Genomic DNA, 17,562 nt, shown 5'->3' with positions numbered 1-17,562 from the left:
GGGGTGGCGGGCGGGTCAATGCAAGCGGGCCGCCCCTGGCTATGGGGGCTGGGGCCCCCCGGGGCGGGACCGCCCCCGCGCACCCCCCGAAACACGCGGGGGGGGGGGCGGCGCCCCGCGCGACGAGCGGAGAACGGCTACCGCAGCTACGACGAGGACGACCTGCGCCTCCTCCAGCAGATCCGGACACTCCAGGACTTCGGGTTCGATCTGGAGGAGACCAGGCCCTTCGTCGACTGCCTGCGCGCCGGCCACCCGGCCGGCGACTCCTGTCCCGCCTCGCTCGCCGTCTACCGGCGCAAGCTCGACGAGCTGGACGCGCTGATCGGGCAGCTCGTGTCCGTGCGCGCCGAGGTCGGCGCCCAGCTAGCCCGAGCCGAACTGGAGGCGTCGGCCGACCTGCCCGGTGGCCCGCCGCCCCGCTGCGAAATGGGAGGACAACCATGATCCGGACCGAAGGCGTCACCCACGTCACCGAGGAGACCTTCGAGGCGGAGGTGCTGGAATCCGCGCTGCCCGTGCTGGTCCAGTTCACCGCCGACTGGTGCGGTCCCTGCCGCCAGCTCGCCCCGGTGCTCGGTGAGATCGCCCGGGAGGAGGCCGACCGGATCAGGATCGTCCAGCTCGACGTCGACCGCGAACCCGGGATCCCCGTCCGGTACGGCGTGCTGGCGACGCCGACCCTGATGGTCTTCCGGGCGGGCGAGCCGGTGAAGTCGATCGTCGGCGCCCGGCCGAAGCGGAAGCTGCTCCAGGAACTGGCGGACGTCCTCGACCCGGCCACAACGCCCTGAGCTGGATCCTTTCCCGGAAGTGCGTATCTGACAGTCAAGTGGGTTCTGGGCAAGGGGCCGCCGCGCGCCCAGCATGGTCCACATGACGCAAGCGAACACACCGAATCCCGCCCCTGTCACCGTCCTCGGCCTCGGCGACATGGGCCGCGCCCTGGCCGGCGCCTTCCTGGCCGCCGGTCACCCCACCACCGTCTGGAACCGTTCCCCCGGCAAGGGCGAGGACCTCGTGGACCGGGGCGCGGTGCGGGCCGCGTCCGCCGAGGAGGCCGTGCGGGCGAGCGGACTCGTCGTGGTCTGCCTCGTCGACTACGACGCCTCCGACGCGGTCCTGGAGCCGCTGACCGGGGCCCTTCAGGGGCGGGTCCTGGTCAACCTCACCTCGGACACCCCGGCCCGCTCACGGCAGGCCGCCGCCTGGGCCGAGAAGCACTCCCTGTCCTACCTCGACGGGACGATCATGGTGCCGGTCGACGTGATCGGCTCGGCCGAGGCGCTGGTGTTCCACTCCGGCGACCGGGCCGCCTTTGAGGCGCACGAGGCCACCCTCAAGGCGCTCGGCGCGCCCGCCACCTTCCTCGGCGAGGACCACGGGCTCGCCGCCGCCTACGACATGGCGATTCTGGACTTCTTCTACGGGGCCATGGGCGGCCTCGTCCACGCCTTCGCGCTGGCCCGCGCGGAGGGCATCGACGGCGCGTCGCTCGCCCCGTACCTCAACACGATCGCGGCCATCCTGCCGCCGATCGCCGCGCACACGGCGGCCGGCGCGGACTCGCGCGACTACACGCCCGACGGCGCGAACCTCGCCATGATGGCGGCCAGCGTCGACCACATCCTGCACACCTCGAAGGATCACGGTCTGGACGTCTCGCAGCTGGCCGCGCTCAAGGGCGTCACCGACCGGGCCATCGCGAAGGGCCACGGCCCGGAGTCGTGGACGAGCATCATCGAGGTGCTCGCCGCCGAGGACTGACCCGTCGCGAACGGGGGAGGGGCCGGTACCGCGTCCGCGAGAGACGCGCTACCGGCCCCGGCCGTTCACAGCCCCGGACGGGCTACGCCGGGCGGAACCACACCGTCGCCAGCGGCGGCAGCGTCAGCGAGATGCTGGACGGGCGGCCGTGCGCGGGCACCGCCTCCGCCTTCAGCGGCTCCTCGTTGCGCACGTCGCCACCGCCGTAACGGGCCGCGTCGGTGTTCAGGACCTCGACCCAGCCCTCCGTGCCGGTCTCCGGCACCCCGAGGCGGTAGTCGCTCCGGACCGCCGGGGAGAAGTGCGAGACCGCGAGCAGCGGGGAGCCGTCCGCGTCGTACCGCAGGAACGCGAACACATTGTCCTCGGCCGCCCCGCCGTCCACCCAGCTGAACCCCTCCGGCACCGTGTCGCGCTGCCACAGCGCGGGCACCGCCCCGTACACCGCGTTCAGATCGCCGACCAGGGTCCGCACCCCGCGGTGGTCGCCGGACGCCTCGTAGGAGGGATCCAGCAGCCACCAGTCCGGGCCGTGCCCCTCGGACCACTCCGCTCCCTGGGCGAACTCCTGGCCCATGAAGAGGAGTTGCTTGCCCGGGTGGGCCCACATGAAGCCCAGGTAGGCGCGGTGGTTGGCGCGCTGCTGCCACCAGTCGCCGGGCATCTTCGCCACCAGCGCCTGCTTGCCGTGCACCACCTCGTCGTGCGAGATCGGCAGCACATAGTTCTCGCTGTAGGCGTACACCATCGAGAACGTCATCTCGTTGTGGTGGTACTTGCGGTGGATCGGCTCCTTGGCGATGTACTGGAGCGAATCGTGCATCCAGCCCATGTTCCACTTCAGCCCGAAGCCCAGGCCGCCGCCGTCGGTGGGGCGGGTGACGCCGTCCCAGGCGGTGGACTCCTCGGCGATCGTGACGACGCCGGGGTTGCGGCGGTAGACGGTCGCGTTCATCTCCTGGAGGAAGGCGACCGCGTCCAGGTTCTCCCGGCCGCCGAACTCGTTGGGCGACCACTGCCCGTCCTCGCGGGAGTAGTCGAGGTAGAGCATCGAGGCCACCGCGTCGACCCGCAGCCCGTCGATGTGGAACTCCTCGCACCAGTACGTGGCGTTGGCGACGAGGAAGTTGCGTACCTCCGTGCGGCCGTAGTCGAACTCCAGCGTCCCCCAGTCCGGGTGCGCCGCGCGCTGCGGGTCGGCGTGCTCGTACAGCGGCCGTCCGTCGAACTCGGCCAACGCCCAGTCGTCGCGCGGGAAATGGGCCGGAACCCAGTCCATGATCACGCCGATGCCCGCCCGGTGCAGGGCGTCCACCAGGTACCGGAAGTCGTCCGGGGTGCCCATCCGCGAGGTCGGCGCGTAGAAGCCGGTGACCTGGTAGCCCCAGGAGCCGCCGAAGGGATGCTCGGAGACCGGCATCAGCTCGACGTGCGTGAAGCCCAGGTCCTTGACGTACGCGGGAAGCTGCTCGGCCAGTTGACGATACGTCAGCCCCGGTCGCCAGGAGGAGAGATGGACCTCGTACACCGAGAACGGGGCCTCGTGGACCGGCCGGTCGCCCCGGTGCGCCATCCAGTCCGCGTCCTGCCACTCGTGGTGCTTGGCGGTGACGATCGAGGCGGTCGCGGGCGGCACCTCGGTGCGCCGGGCCATCGGGTCGGCCCGCACCGTGTGCGAACCGTCCGGGCGGCAGATGTCGTACTTGTACAGCGCGCCCTCGCCGACCCCGGGCAGGAACAGCTCCCACACCCCGGTCGAGCCGAGCGAACGCATCGGCGTGCCCGTGCCGTCCCAGTAGGTGAAGTCCCCGGTGATCCGCACGCCGCGCGCGTTCGGAGCCCAGAGCGTGAACCGGGTCCCGGCCACCCCCTGGTGGACCATCGGCTCCGCGCCGAGCGCCCGCCACAGCTCCTCGTGGCGGCCCTCGCCGATCAGATGCAGATCGAGTTCGCCGATCGCCGGCCAGAAGCGGTACGGGTCCTCCACCTCGATGGTGGTGTCGTCGTACGCCACCTCCAGCCGGTACGCGGGCGCCTCGGGCACCGGCAGCACACCGGAGAAGAAGCCGTCGCCGTCGTCGTGCAGCTCGGCCCGCAGCCCGGTCGCCAGTACGGTGACGGACCGCGCGAACGGCCGCAGCGCCCGGACCAGCACCCCGCCCGGGATCGGGTGCGCGCCGAGCACGTCGTGCGGCGCGTGGTGGTCGCCGGCCAGCAGCCGGCCGCGGTCCGCGCCGTCCAGGGCCGGTGCGGGACGCGCGCCCTGGCCGTCGCCGGCCTGCCGGGGGCGCGGCGGGCCCGCGTCGGCGCGCCGGGTCCTGGCGCGCTTGGCGGGCGCGGCCGCGGTGGTGGGCGTGGCGGGCGCGGGAGCCACGTCGACGGCGGCCTCGGCGGCTTCGACGACAGCCTCGGCGGGGACCTCGACCGGCACGTCGGCGGTCTTGCGGGATGCCTTGCGGGACGGCTTGCGGGCGGTCACAGGGACGGCCTCCTCGGAGGGTGAAGGGGAGAAGCGCGGACGGGAGAGCGGGAAGGCGGGAGGTACGTGGGGGAGTGCGGGTCAGGCCGCGGCGGACCGGGCCAGCCGTTGGATGGCCGCCATCGGAACCGGCAGCCAGTCGGGGCGGTGCCGGGCCTCGTACAGCACCTCGTACACGGCCTTGTCGGTCTCGTGGGCGCGCAGCAGCTCCGGTTCGCCGCGCGGGTCGCTGCCCGACGCCTGCGCGTAGCCCTCGCAGTAGGCGGCACGGCAGCGGGCCGCCCACTCCGGGTTCCACGGGAGGTGCGAGCGGGCCGCGTAGTCGAAGGAGCGCAGCATGCCGGCGACATCGCGCACCGGGGGCGCGGGCCTGCGGCGCTCGGGCAGCGGGCGGGCCGGTTCGCCCTCGAAGTCGATCAGTGACCAGAAACCGTCGGCGGAGCGCAGGGTCTGCCCGAGGTGGAGATCGCCGTGCACCCGCTGCTGGGCCCAGCCGCTGCCCCGCACCCCGAGGTCCGTCACCGCGTCGAACGCGGCGCGCAGTCCGGGGACGTACGGCACGAGCGCCGGGACCGCCTGGGCTGCGGCCTCCAGCCGCTGGGTCATCTGGGAGACGAGCTGCCGGGTCTGGGTGCCGCGCAGCGCCGGGGTCGGCAGCGCGGCGGCGAGCGCGGTGTGCACCTCGGCGGTGGCCCGGCCCAGCGCCCGCGCCTCGGTGAGGAAGTCGCGGCCCGCGGCCAGCGCGCCCAGCGCGAGCTGCCAGCCGTCGCGGGCGCCGTGCAGGAAGGGCTGGAGGACGCCGAGGGTGAGCGGTTCGGGTCCCTGCGCCTCGAACCAGGCGACCGGGGCCGGCACCCGCGCGCACCCCTCGCCGGTGAGCGCGAGGGGCAGCTCCAGGTCCGGGTTGGTGCCGGGGAAGACGCGCCGGAAGATCTTGAGGATGAACGCGTCCCCGTAGACGAGCGAGGAGTTGGACTGTTCGGCGTCCAGCACCCGGGGCGCCAGCCCGGCCGGGACCGGGGCGGTCCGCCGGAAGCGCAGCGAGCCGAGGCTCCCGGGGTGGCGGAAGCGTTCCAGCAGCAGATCGGCCAGCCGCGGGTCGTGCAGGGCGTCGTAGACGGTCCGTCCGGCGAGCGGGCCCCGCTCCACCCGGCCGATCAGGGCGCCCGCGAGCAGCGGCGGCAGTGACGTTCTTGCGCCGAGGAGGAGTTGGTAGCAGTCCTCGGCCGGGCGGTCCTGCTGGGAGGGCTGCTCGACCCGCAGCAGCAGGTGCAGGAGCCCCGGGCCCGCCGTGCCGTCCAGCGGCAGCATCTCCGTGGCGGAGACCAGGGAGAAGCCGGTGACCGGCCGGCCCTTGCCGGCGAACCAGCGCTGCCGGGGCAGCCATGCGTGGAGCAGCGGGGCGAGGGACGGGAGCAGGGCCCCGTCCGTCGTACTACTGAGGGTTGCGCTGATCCTCGTGCTCTTCGCCAGGGCGACGTGAGTGGATGCAGCCTCCGACATGGCATCGCGTCCTTTCCCCGGGCACACAGGATGCGAAGAGTGTCCCGGATTGCGGCAATGGCTGTCCGGCTGTGCGGGACGTGTCGGGAGAGGAAGGTGCTTACGGACTCGAACGGCGGAACCGTGAAGGCCGGGGGCGGCGGAACCGTGAGAGGCCCGCGGCCTTGCGTTGGGGTCAGGGTGCCCGGTGCGGGGCGGCGGAAACCGTCCCGCACCGGGCGGACGGGGCATCAGGCCGGCGGCGCGTCCTTGCGCAGCCGGAACCAGTAGAAGCCGTGTCCCGCGAGGGTCAGCAAGTAGGGCCACTGGCCGATGGCCGGGAAGCGTACCCCGCCGATCAATTCCACCGGATGACGTCCGTTGAACGATCGCAGGTCGAGCTCCGTCGGCTGGGCGAACCGCGAGAAGTTGTGCACGCACAGGACGAGGTCGTCCTTGTACTCGCGGGTGAACGCCAGCACCGCCGGGTTGGAGGACGGGAGTTCGGTGTACTCGCCGAGACCGAAGGCCGGATTCTGCTTACGGATCTCGATCATCCGGCGGGTCCAGTGCAGCAGCGAGGACGGCGAGGCCATCGACGCCTCGACGTTGGTGACCTGGTAGCCGTAGACCGGGTCCATGATCGTGGGGAGATAGAGCCGCCCCGGATCGCTGGAGGAGAACCCGGCGTTGCGGTCGGGCGTCCACTGCATCGGGGTGCGCACCGCGTCCCGGTCGCCCAGCCAGATGTTGTCGCCCATCCCGATCTCGTCCCCGTAGTAGAGGATCGGGGAGCCGGGCAGCGACAGCAGCAGCGCGGTGAACAGCTCGATCTGGTTGCGGTCGTTGTCCAGCAGCGGGGCGAGCCGCCGCCGGATGCCGATGTTGGCGCGCATCCGCGGGTCCTTGGCGTACTCCGCGTACATGTAGTCGCGCTCTTCGTCCGTGACCATTTCGAGCGTGAGCTCGTCGTGGTTGCGCAGGAAGATGCCCCACTGGCAGTTCTTCGGGATCGCCGGGGTCTTGGCCAGGATTTCGGAGACCGGGTACCGGCTCTCGCGGCGCACCGCCATGAAGATCCGCGGCATCACGGGGAAGTGGAACGCCATATGGCATTCGTCGCCGCCCTGCTCGTAGTCGCCGAAGTAGTCGACGACGTCCTCCGGCCACTGGTTGGCCTCGGCGAGGAGCACGGTGTCCGGGTAGTTGGCGTCGATCTCCTTGCGGACCCGCTTGAGGAAGTGGTGGGTCTCGGGGAGGTTCTCGCAGTTGGTGCCCTCGCGCTGGTAGAGGTAGGGCACCGCGTCGACCCGGAAGCCGTCGATGCCCAGGTCCAGCCAGAAGCGCAGGGCCGCGAGGATCTCCTCCTGCACCGCCGGGTTCTCGTAGTTGAGGTCCGGCTGGTGCGAGAAGAAGCGATGCCAGTAGTACTGCTTGCGCACCGGGTCGAAGGTCCAGTTGGACGTCTCGGTGTCGACGAAGATGATCCGGGCGTCCTGGAACTGCTTGTCGTCGTCCGCCCAGATGTAGTAGTCGCCGTACGGCCCGTCCGGGTCGGTGCGGGACTGCTGGAACCACTCGTGCTGATCGCTCGTGTGGTTCATGACGAAGTCGATGATGACGCGCATGCCCCGCTGGTGCGAGGCGTCCACGAACTCCACGAAGTCGGCGAGATCGCCGAACTCCGGCAGGACGGCGGTGTAGTCGGAGACGTCGTAGCCCCCGTCGCGCAGCGGCGACTTGAAGAACGGCGGCAGCCAGAGGCAGTCGACGCCGAGCCACTGGAGATAGTCCAGCTTGGCGGTGATGCCCTTGAGGTCGCCGATTCCGTCGCCGTTGGAGTCCTGGAAGGACCGGACGAGCACCTCGTAGAAGACGGCGCGCTTGAACCAGTCGGGATCGCGGTCCTTGGCGGGAGTGTCCTCGAACGTGTCGTGGACAGGCTCATTGACGATCATGGTGTGGGTGACCCTCCGGTCGGCGGGGACGGTCGCAGGACGGCGATGTGCGCGGGCGTGATGCCCGGCTCTAGGCGCACATAGAAGGCCCTGCCCCAGTGATAGGTATCGCCGGTGAGCTCGTCGCGCACCGGTACGCGCTCGTGCCATGAGAGGCCGAGCCGCTCCATGTCCAACGAGACCGTGGCCTCCTGGGTGTGGTGCGGGTCGAGGTTCACGACCACCAGAACGGTGTTCGTTCCGGAGCGCTTGCTGTAGGCGATCAGCGCTTCGTTGTCGGTGTGGTGGAAGTGGACGTCGCGCAGCTGCCGCAGAGCGGGGTTACGCCGGCGGATCCGGTTCAGCGAGGTGATCAGGGGCGTCAGCGTGCGGCCCTCGCGTTCCGCCGACTCCCAGTCCCTCGGGCGCAGTTCGTACTTCTCCGAGTGCAGGTACTCCTCGCTCCCCGGCTTGGCCGGAGTGTTCTCGCACAGCTCGAATCCCGCGTACACGCCCCAGGAAGGGGCCAGCGTCGCGGCCAGCACCGCCCGTGCCTCGAAGGCCGGGCGGCCGCCCTCCTGGAGGTAACCGGGAAGGATGTCGGGGGTGTTCACGAAGAAGTTGGGCCGCATGTACGAGGCGGCCTCGCCGGACAGCTCCGTGACGTAGTCGGTGAGCTCCTGCTTGGTGTTGCGCCAGGTGAAGTACGTGTACGACTGCTGGAAGCCGACCGCGCCCAGCGTGTGCATCATCGCCGGGCGGGTGAACGCCTCCGCCAGGAAGACGACGTCGGGGTCGGTGCCGTTGATCTCGGCGATGACCTTCTCCCAGAACACCACCGGCTTGGTGTGCGGGTTGTCGACCCGGAAGATACGCACCCCGTGGTCCATCCAGAAGCGCAGGATCCGTACGGTCTCCGCCACCAGACCGCGCATGTCCTTGTCGAAGGCGATCGGATAGATGTCCTGGTACTTCTTCGGCGGGTTCTCGGCGTACGCGATCGAACCGTCCGGGCGGTGATGGAACCAGTCCGGGTGCTCCTTGACCCACGGGTGGTCCGGCGAACACTGGAGCGCGAAGTCCAGGGCGATCTCCATCCGCAGATTGCCGGCGACCGACACGAAGTGGTCGAAGTCCTCCAGCGTGCCCAGCTCCGGGTGGACCGCGTCGTGCCCGCCGTCCGGCGAACCGATCGCCCACGGCACGCCCGGGTCGTGCTCGCCGGGCGTCAGGGAGTTGTTCGGGCCCTTGCGGTGCGTGGTCCCGATCGGGTGGATCGGCGGCAGATACACGACGTCGAACCCCATGGCGGCGACCGCGGGCAGTCGCTCGGCAGCCGTCCGGAACGTGCCGCTGACCAGCCGGGTCTCCGCGTCCGGCGAGGTGTCGGCCGGGTCCACCGGCTCCCGCCGCGCCCCCTCCGAGCGCGGGAACAGCTCGTACCACGACCCGAACAGCGCCCGCTCGCGCTCCACGCGCACCGCCAGCGGCTTGGAGCGGGTGACCAGTTCACGCAGCGGATACCGGGCCAGGACCGCGTCGGCGGCCGGGGTCAGGGCCGCGGCCAGCCGGGCGGCCGGCGGATGGGCGGTGTCGCGCAGCGCGTCCACCGCGGCCAGCACCGCCTCCCGGCCGTGCTTCTTCGGGACGCCCGCGGCGGCCCGCTCCAGCAGGGCTGCGCCCTCCGCCAGCACCAGGTCCGTGTCGATGTCCGCCGGGATCTTGATCGCGGCGTGGTGCCGCCAGGTGGTGACCGGATCGCTCCAGGCCTCCACCGTGTACGTCCAGCGGCCCTCGGAGGTCGGAGTGACGTCCGCGCCCCACCGGTCCGTCCCCTGGGCCAGCTCGCGCATCGGGGTCCACGGTCCGACCCGTCCGCTCGGATCGCGCAGGACGACATTGGCGGCCACCGCGTCGTGGCCTTCGCGGAAGACGGTGGCGGTGACCTGGAAGGTCTCACCGGTAACGGCCTTCGCCGCCCGTCTGCCGCAGTCGACGAGAGGACGGACGTCCAGGACGGGAATACGACCGATCATGGAATCACCTGAGGGCTGGAGGAGCTCGGCGTGCACGGGGGACGGCACGGGCGCGGAGGACCGACCGCGTGTGCCGCGAAGACGGGGATCTGTCCTTTGTAGCTGCTCAGCTGTCTGCTGACGGGCTGTGGGCATGGCCGCTCCTGTCCGCGTTCACTCGAATGGCACTCGAATGGGTGGGTCGCGGGGGTTTCGCGCATGTTTCGGAACGCACGGAGAAACGTCTGCGGGCCGGGTCGTGCCGGTTCGTGCCGCGTACCGGGGAAGCCTTCCCCGCGTCCGCGGGTGGGAAATCCGGCGCTGTGTTAACTACTCGGTCGTAGTCGACCGGCTCGGGCTCCGCCGCACGCGGCGCGCACGCCCCCGGTGGGCGAGGGGAGTCCGAAGCGCCCCCACGGGTTCCGGATACCCGTTCTGCGGCGCCACACGGCAGCCTTCCCTGTGGCAGGGAGGTCCACAAGGCTGCGTACGGGAGTGAAATCGGCCAAACCCCCAGGTGAGCGGAGTGACGGAGGATCGCGGACGGGGTGGATGGGGCGCCTGTGGAGTGGCGGTGGGACGCCTGTGGGGCGGTGGCGCGGCGGCGGTGGGGGCGGCTGTCGGGCGGCGCGCGGCGATCGGTCCCGGCCCTCGCGCGCCGCCCGCGCGCCGTGGCAGCCCGCCACGGACGGCCGCTACCGTCAGGGGTGACGGAAGGGACGCACACCGTCGTGCGTCCCCTCGGATGCGCAAGTCCCCTGTAAAGGTGGAGTACGTGAAGGCCATTCGTCGATTCACCGTGCGTCCTGTCCTCCCCGAACCCCTCCGACCCCTCCACGACCTCGCGCGCAACCTGCGCTGGTCGTGGCACACCGAGACCCGTGAGCTCTTCCGGTCCGCCGACCCCGAGGGCTGGCGGCCCGCGGACGCCGACCCCGTACGCCTGCTCGGCTCGCTGTCCGCCGGGCGGCTGGCCGAACTGGCCGGGGACGAGGAATACCTCGCCCGCCTCGCCGAGGCCTCCGCCGACCTGGCCGAGTATCTCGACGGCCCCCGCTGGTACCAGGAACAGCGGGCCGCCGGAGTCGAACTTCTCTCCGCCATCGCCTACTTCTCACCCGAATTCGGTGTCACCGCGGCGCTGCCGCAGTACAGCGGCGGCCTCGGCATCCTGGCCGGCGACCACCTCAAGGCCGCCAGCGACCTCGGCGTCCCGCTCATCGGCGTCGGGCTGCTCTACCGCCACGGCTACTTCCGCCAGACCCTCTCGCGCGACGGCTGGCAGCAGGAGCACTATCCCGTCCTCGACCCCAACGAACTCCCGCTCGACCTGGTCCGCGAGGCCGACGGCACCCCCGCCCGGGTGGTGCTCGCCCTGCCCGGCGGACGCTCGCTGCACGCGTGTATCTGGCTGGCCCGGGTCGGCCGCGTACCGCTGCTCCTCCTCGACTCCGACGTCGAGGAGAACGCGCCGGGCGAACGCGACGTCACCGACCGGCTGTACGGCGGCGGCAGCGACCACCGCCTCCTCCAGGAGATGCTGCTCGGCATCGGCGGGGTGCGCGCGGTGCGCACCTGGTGCCGGCTGACCGGCACCCCGGAGCCGGAGGTGTTCCACACCAACGAGGGCCACGCCGGCTTCCTCGGCCTGGAGCGCATCCGTGAACTGGCAGCCACCGGGCTCGACTTCGACGCCGCGATCGAAGTGGTCCGGGCCGGGACCGTCTTCACCACCCACACCCCGGTGCCCGCCGGCATAGACCGTTTCGACCGGCAGCTGATCACCCGCCACTTCGGCGACGACGGCGAGCTGTCCGGCGTACCCGTCGAGAAGATCCTGCGGCTCGGCACCGAGACCTACCCCGGCGGCGAGCCCGAGCTGTTCAACATGGCGGTGATGGGCCTGCGGCTCGCCCAGCGCGCCAACGGCGTCTCCACCCTGCACGGGGCCGTCAGCCGGGAGATGTTCTCCGGGCTCTGGCCGGGCTTCGACCCCGCCGAGGTGCCCATCACCTCCGTCACCAACGGGGTCCACGCACCGACCTGGGTCGCCCCCGAGGTGTTCCGGCTCGGCGCGGGCCAGGTCGGCGAGGGCCGCGCCCACCAGGTGCTGGCGGGCGGCCCGGTGGCCGACGAGGACGCCACCGGGAGCGGCACCCCCCGCCGCTGGGACGCGGTGACCGGCATCGGCGACCAGGAGATCTGGGACCTGCGCCGCGACCTGCGCGGACAGCTCGTCACCGAGGTCCGCCGCCGGCTCTACGCCTCCTGGCGGCGGCGCGGCGCGGGCACCGCCGAGCTGGGCTGGATCGACGGCGTCCTCGACCCGGACGTCCTGACCATCGGCTTCGCCCGGCGGGTCCCCTCGTACAAGCGGCTCACGCTGATGCTGCGCGACCGCGACCGGCTGCGGGAGCTGCTGCTCCACCCGACGCACCCGATCCAGATCGTCGTCGCGGGCAAGGCCCACCCCGCCGACGACGGCGGCAAGCGGCTGGTGCAGGAGCTGGTCCGGTTCGCGGACGACCCACGGGTGCGCCACCGCATTGTCTTCCTCCCGGACTACGGCATGGGCATGGCGCAGAAGCTCTACCCGGGCTGTGACGTCTGGCTCAACAACCCGCTGCGCCCGCTGGAGGCGTGCGGTACGAGCGGGATGAAGGCGGCGCTGAACGGCTGCCTCAACCTGTCCGTGCGCGACGGCTGGTGGGACGAGTGGTTCGACCCGGACTTCGGCTGGGAGATCCCCACCGCCGACGGCTCGGCGGTCGACGAGGACCGCCGCGACGAGCTGGAGTCGAACGCCCTGTACGCCCTGATCGAGGACCGGGTCGCCCCGCGCTTCTACGACCGGGGGGCCGGGGGACTTCCCGACCGCTGGATTGAGATGGTCCGCTCCACCCTGGTCAACCTCGGTCCGAAGGTGCTCGCGGGGCGGATGGTGCGCGAGTACACCGAGCGCCTGTACGCCCCCGCCGCGCAGTCCCGGCGCGCCCTGGATGCCGGGACCGCGCGGGACCTCGCCCAGTGGAAGGCCAAGGTCCGGGCGGCCTGGCGCGGGGTCTCCGTCGACCATGTGGAGTCGGTGACCGACACCGCGGCGGGCGGTTCGGCGGAGCTCGGCGCCACCCTGGCGCTGCGGGTGCGGGTCGCGCTCGGCGGCCTGGACCCGGACGACGTGGAGGTCCAGGTCGTGGCGGGCCGGGTCGACTCCGGTGACGCCATCGCGGACGCCCAGGTCTTCCCGCTGAAGCCGGCGGGCGGCCAGGACCTGGAGGACCGCTGGCTGTACGAGGGCCCGCTCGCCCTGGACCGGACGGGACCGTACGGCTACACCGTGCGCGTCCTGCCCGCCCACGGCCTGCTGGCCACCAGCGCCGAACTGGGCCTGGTCGCGCTGCCGACCGAGGCGACGGGGGAGGGCGCGGGCGTGCTGATGCGCTGAGCGCGCGCCCCGGCGGAGACCCGAGGGACCCGGCACCCGTGCGGTGCCGGGTCCCTTCGTGCAGTGAACACAGAACCTTGACGTGTCCATGGAATGGCTTTACGTTCCTGACTCATCGCAGGGTTCATCATGCGGCCCATCGTTCATGGTTATGAACATCCATGAACGCTCTTGTCGAGTCGGGCCGTTGAACCGTCACCGCACCGGAAGGCACCCCCACATGCGCACCGGCACCATCCCCCGCGTTCTCGGCACCGCCGCCGCCCTGGCCGCGCTGCTCACCACGGCCCTCGCCGCACCCGCCCTCGCGGAGAGATCCCCGGCCCCGGCGAAGGCGCCCGCGAAGGCTCCCGTCACCGCCGCCGCCCCGGCGAACTTCACCCACCCCGGCGTCCTCGTCAGCCGCCCGCAACTGGACTTCGTCCGGGGCCGGGTGCAGGCGGGCGCGCAGCCCTGGAAGAGCGCCCACGACCAGATGATGGGAAGCAAGTACGCCTCCCTGACCCGCACCGCCAAGCCCCGCGCGATCGTCGAGTGCGGCTCGTACTCCAACCCCAACAACGGCTGCACGGACGAGCGCGAGGACGCCATCGCCGCGTACACGCTCTCGCTGGCCTGGTACATCACCCAGGACAGCCGGTACGCCCAGAAGGCCATCGAGATCATGGACGCCTGGTCGGCCGTGATCAAGGACCACACCAACAGCAACGCCCCGCTCCAGACCGGCTGGGCCGGCTCCTCCTGGCCGCGCGCCGCCGAGATCATCAAGTACACCTACAGCGGCTGGCAGAACTCCGGCCGCTTCGGCACGATGCTCCGTGACGTCTATCTGCCCAAGGTCACCAACGGCTCCCACTCCAACGGCAACTGGGAGCTGTCCATGACCGAGGCGGCGATCGGGATCGCGGTCTTCCTGGAGGACCGCGCCGCCTACGACAAGGCCGTCTCCAAGTTCCGCGGACGTGTCCCGGCGTACATCTATGTGACCGCCGACGGCGACCTGCCCAAGGTCGCGCCGGGCAGCGGGCTCGACACCCGGGCCAAAGTCATCAACTACTGGCAGGGCCAGTCCACCTTCATGGACGGGCTCTCCCAGGAGACCTGCCGCGATCTGACCCACACCGGCTACGGCATCTCCGCCATCGCGCACATCGCCGAGACCAGCCGCATCCAGGGCCAGGACCTCTACCCGGAGGTCGCCGACCGGCTGCGGCACGCGATGGGGCTGCACGCCAAGCACCAGCTGGGCACGCCGGTGCCGTCCTCGCTCTGCGGCGGCTCGCTGAAGGACAGCCTCGGGCCGGTCACCGAGGTCGGCTTCAACGCGCTCGCCAACCGCCTCGGTTACGCGATGACCAACACCCAGACGCTGACCGAGCGGCAGCGGCCCGCCGGATCCAACAACCTCTTCGTCGCCTGGGAGACCCTGACCCACGCGAACAACCCCGCCTGAGGCGGCGTCCCGCACCACGACGAACGGCCCGGAAGAGGAGTCCCTCTTCCGGGCCGTTCGGTCACAGCGAGTGGATCAGAAGGTGAGGTGGATCAGAAGGTGAGCTTGAAGCTGTTGATCCGCCCGGTGTCCTGCCGCGCGAGGTCCTGGACCTTCAGCTTCCACACCCCGTTGGCCACCTCGGACGAGGCGTTGACCGTGTAGGTCTCCACCACGTTGTCCGCGGAGTCGCCGGCGGAGCGGTTCTTCAGCCGGTAGTTGGTGCCGTCCGGGGCCACCAGGTCGACGACCAGGTCACCGCGCCAGGTGTGCGTGATGTCCACGCCGACCTTGAGGGCGCTCGGCGCGTTGCCGGCCACACCGGAGACGGTGACCGAGCTGGTGACGGCCGCACCGGCGTCCGGGATGTTCACCACGGTGGTGTTCTCGAACACCTTGCCGCCCGGGTCGGGGTCGCCGCCGCCGGGGCGGGCGCCCACGTTGATGCCGGCCCAGGCGTGGGCCACGGCCGCGTACTCGGGGCTGGTGGTCCCGTACAGCTCACCGGCGACCGCGAGCGTGCCGGTGCGGGCGGCGGCGTAGTTGGTCGTCGAGGTGAACTTCGTGGTGAGCGCCTTGAACCAGATCTGCAGCGCCTTGTCCCGGCCGATGCCGGTCACCGGGAGGCCGTCGGAGGTCGGCGAGTCGTAGTTGACGCCGTTGACGGTCTTGGCGCCGCTGCCCTCGGAGAGCAGGTAGAACCAGTGGTTCGCCGGGCCCGAGGAGTAGTGGACGTCGACGTTGCCGATGCCCGCGTACCAGTAGTCCTTGGACGAGCCGTCCTTGGAGGGCTTGTCCATGTAGCGCAGCGGGGTGCCGTTGCCGTTGATGTCGATCTTCTCGCCGACCAGGTAGTCGCCCGGGTCCTCGGCGGTGTCGGAGTAGAACTCCACACCGGCGGCGAAGATGTCGGAGGTGGCCTCGTTGAGGCCGCCGGACTCGCCGCTGTAGACCAGCTTGGCCGTGACCGAGGTCAGACCGTGCGTCATCTCGTGGGCGGCCACGTCCAGGGAGGTCAGCGGCTTGACGTTGCCGCTGCCGTCGCCGTACGTCATGCAGAAGCAGCTGTCCTGCCAGAACGCGTTGACGTAGTTGTTGCCGTAGTGGACGCGGGAGTACGCGCCGACGCCGTCACCGCGGATGCCGGAGCGGCCGTGCACGTTCTTGTAGTAGTCCCAGGTCTCGGCCGCGCCGTAGTGGGCGTCCGCGCCGGCCGTCTCGGGGTTCTGCGGGGTGCTGTCGCCCCAGACGTCCGTCGAGTTGGAGAACAGCGTGCCGGTGCCGGAGCTGCCCCGGTTCAGGTTGTACGTCTTGTGGTTGCCGCGCGTGGTGTCGGTCAGGGTGTACGAGGGCGCGGTGCCCAGGGTGACCTGGCCGTTGTACTGCGTGTTGCCCGTGCCGTTGTGGACGGCCTGCCACTCGTAGAGCTTCTCGCCCGAGGTGGCGTCCGTGACCACGTGCAGCTCGTTCGGGGTGCCGTCGTGCTGGAGCCCGCCGACGACGGTCTCGTACGCGAGCTGCGGGGAGCCGCTGCCCAGCCACACCACCTTGCGCGGGGCCTCGCTGGCCTTCTTCTCCTTCGAGCCCTCGGCCTTCGCCGCGCCGAGCGCCTGCTTCTCGGCCGCGGCCGGAGCCACGTCGGCGGTGAGGCCGACGGCCTTCAGCTGCGCGCTGGTCGCCTTCGACGCCTTGCTGACGCCCTCGGTCTTCCCGGCCGCCGACTCCTTGACCACGAGGTCGCCGCCGAGGACGGGGAGCCCGCCCAGGGTGCGCTCGTAGCGGGTGTGCGTCGTGCCGTCGCGGTCCTGGACGACATCGCGGACCACGAGCTTCTCGGTGGACCCGAGGCCGAGTTCCTTGGCGGTGGCCGCCTTGGTCGCGTTGGCCTCGCTGAGCAGCTCCGCGCGCTGGGCGGGGGAGAGCTTGGCGGGCAGGGCGCCCGGGTCGGCCTTCGTGCCGGCGGTGATGCCGCCGAGCGGGGCCGAGGCGGGGGCGGAGGTGGCGGTCGCGGCGCCGGAGGGAACGGCGACGGCTATGAGGGCTGCTGCGGCTATCAGAGCGCCGGTCGCGGTGGCGCGACGGCTGGGCGTGGATCTCACGCGGACTCCTTCTGCGAGGGGGGTACCGGCGGCGCTGGACGGGCCGTCCGGACGGTGCAGGCGGTGCGCAGAACGGGGTGAAGAGTGTCAGGAGATGACCGTGTCTGTCAGGAGCGCGTCAATAACTTGGCCGGTTTTCGTTCGTTGCCGGAAAGGTCATGTTCGTTAAGCGGACGTTTCGCCGATCATTGCCGCAGTGTTACCGGGCGTTGTGGAGCCCGGTATTCACAGGGTGGTCACAGGTTTCGTGCGTGACGGGCACCGCGCGGTCGCGGGCGGGAAGAGGCGTGATGACCGCCAGATGAGACAGCGTCGGGTTCTGGCCAGATCCGCACGCCGGAATGTGCCGGTCCGTCAGGGTGCGGTCGCTCGCCGCGGCGTCCGGTCGTTCGTGTCCGGTGGGTACACCGCGTCCAGGAGGTCGCGTACGAAGCGGTCCAGGTCGTCCAGTCCCGCCGCCGCGAGCGTGCCGGTGCCGTGCGTCGAACGCTCTCCAGGAGCGAGCGGAAGAGGGCGATCAGTTGTTCCCGGGCCCAGGAGTCGCGGGCAACCGCCCGGTGAGCGCGAGGTGCTGCTCCAGGCGGCGCTCCGCCACAGCGCGGAGCACCGCGTCGCGCGTCGGGAAGTGCGTAAGGACCTGTTGATCGGTGCCGACGGCATCCGCAGGGCCGTCCGCGCCGCCCGCTTCGGTAACCGCAGCGGCCCGCGCGAGGCCGGCACCGTCGCCTGGATCGGCATCGCGGACTTCGAGAGCCCAGTGCACGGCGAGACCTCGGGCAGCGGCCGCCTCTTCGGGCTGACCCCGATCGAGCCGGGTCATCAGGATCGGCTGGGAGAACGCCCTTT

General features: G+C 71.3%; 10 protein-coding genes and 1 pseudogene. 6 read left to right on the top strand and 5 right to left on the bottom strand.

The window, feature by feature from the left end:
* Positions 1–18 precede the first annotated feature (18 nt).
* The 3 genes from ACIQPT_RS29220 to ACIQPT_RS29210 all read left to right on the top strand — a co-directional run bounded on the left by ACIQPT_RS29220 (position 19) and on the right by ACIQPT_RS29210 (position 1,767).
* On the top strand, positions 19–447 hold the full coding sequence (locus ACIQPT_RS29220) for a MerR family DNA-binding protein (RefSeq protein WP_401160134.1): 429 nt from the start codon (positions 19–21) through the stop codon (positions 445–447).
* A complete protein-coding gene (gene trxA / locus ACIQPT_RS29215) occupies positions 444–794 on the top strand; it encodes a thioredoxin (RefSeq protein WP_401160119.1) in 351 nt (116 codons plus the stop codon). Before ACIQPT_RS29220 ends, trxA begins: the two co-directional genes overlap by 4 nt.
* Before the next feature lie 82 nt (positions 795–876).
* Entirely contained in the window at positions 877–1,767 is an 891-nt protein-coding gene (locus ACIQPT_RS29210) for an NAD(P)-dependent oxidoreductase (protein WP_401160117.1), read from the top strand.
* An 82-nt stretch (positions 1,768–1,849) separates the two neighbouring features.
* Here the strand turns inward: ACIQPT_RS29210 and glgB are convergent, their stop codons facing one another.
* The 4 genes from glgB to ACIQPT_RS29190 all read right to left on the bottom strand — a co-directional run bounded on the left by glgB (position 1,850) and on the right by ACIQPT_RS29190 (position 9,701).
* On the bottom strand, positions 1,850–4,246 hold the full coding sequence (glgB, locus tag ACIQPT_RS29205; protein ID WP_401160115.1) for a 1,4-alpha-glucan branching enzyme: 2,397 nt from the start codon (positions 4,244–4,246) through the stop codon (positions 1,850–1,852).
* Positions 4,247–4,327: 81 nt separating this feature from the next.
* A complete protein-coding gene (locus tag ACIQPT_RS29200; RefSeq protein WP_401160113.1) occupies positions 4,328–5,749 on the bottom strand; it encodes a maltokinase in 1,422 nt (473 codons plus the stop codon).
* 230 nt (positions 5,750–5,979) lie between these two features.
* On the bottom strand, positions 5,980–7,686 hold the full coding sequence (treS, locus tag ACIQPT_RS29195) for a maltose alpha-D-glucosyltransferase (protein WP_352238279.1): 1,707 nt from the start codon (positions 7,684–7,686) through the stop codon (positions 5,980–5,982).
* Complete coding sequence (locus ACIQPT_RS29190) at positions 7,683–9,701, bottom strand: alpha-1,4-glucan--maltose-1-phosphate maltosyltransferase (RefSeq protein ID WP_401160110.1); 2,019 nt, start codon at positions 9,699–9,701, stop codon at positions 7,683–7,685. The genes treS and ACIQPT_RS29190 overlap by 4 nt, the downstream gene beginning before the upstream one ends.
* Before the next feature lie 754 nt (positions 9,702–10,455).
* Between ACIQPT_RS29190 and glgP the strand changes: the two genes are divergently transcribed.
* Both glgP and ACIQPT_RS29180 read left to right on the top strand, forming a co-directional pair.
* Positions 10,456–13,125 (top strand): alpha-glucan family phosphorylase, encoded by a 2,670-nt coding sequence (gene glgP, locus ACIQPT_RS29185; RefSeq protein ID WP_401160108.1) that lies wholly within the window; start codon positions 10,456–10,458, stop codon positions 13,123–13,125.
* A 220-nt stretch (positions 13,126–13,345) separates the two neighbouring features.
* Positions 13,346–14,578, top strand: coding sequence for an alginate lyase family protein (locus tag ACIQPT_RS29180; RefSeq protein ID WP_401160106.1), 1,233 nt, complete (start codon positions 13,346–13,348; stop codon positions 14,576–14,578).
* 92 nt (positions 14,579–14,670) lie between these two features.
* Here ACIQPT_RS29180 and ACIQPT_RS29175 read toward each other — a convergent pair whose 3' ends face one another.
* Complete coding sequence (locus tag ACIQPT_RS29175; protein WP_401160104.1) at positions 14,671–16,716, bottom strand: M4 family metallopeptidase; 2,046 nt, start codon at positions 16,714–16,716, stop codon at positions 14,671–14,673.
* Between the two features lie 634 nt (positions 16,717–17,350).
* Between ACIQPT_RS29175 and ACIQPT_RS29170 the strand changes: the two are divergent.
* A pseudogene (locus ACIQPT_RS29170) lies at positions 17,351–17,533 on the top strand (FAD-dependent monooxygenase); the annotation flags it as partial.
* Between the last annotated feature and the right edge of the window lie 29 nt (positions 17,534–17,562).

Origin of the sequence: Streptomyces sp. NPDC091289 (assembly GCF_044757365.1) — a bacterium.
In the GTDB taxonomy this organism is placed as follows: Bacteria; Actinomycetota; Actinomycetes; order Streptomycetales; family Streptomycetaceae; genus Streptomyces.
This window is presented reverse-complemented; position numbering and strand designations above follow the sequence as displayed.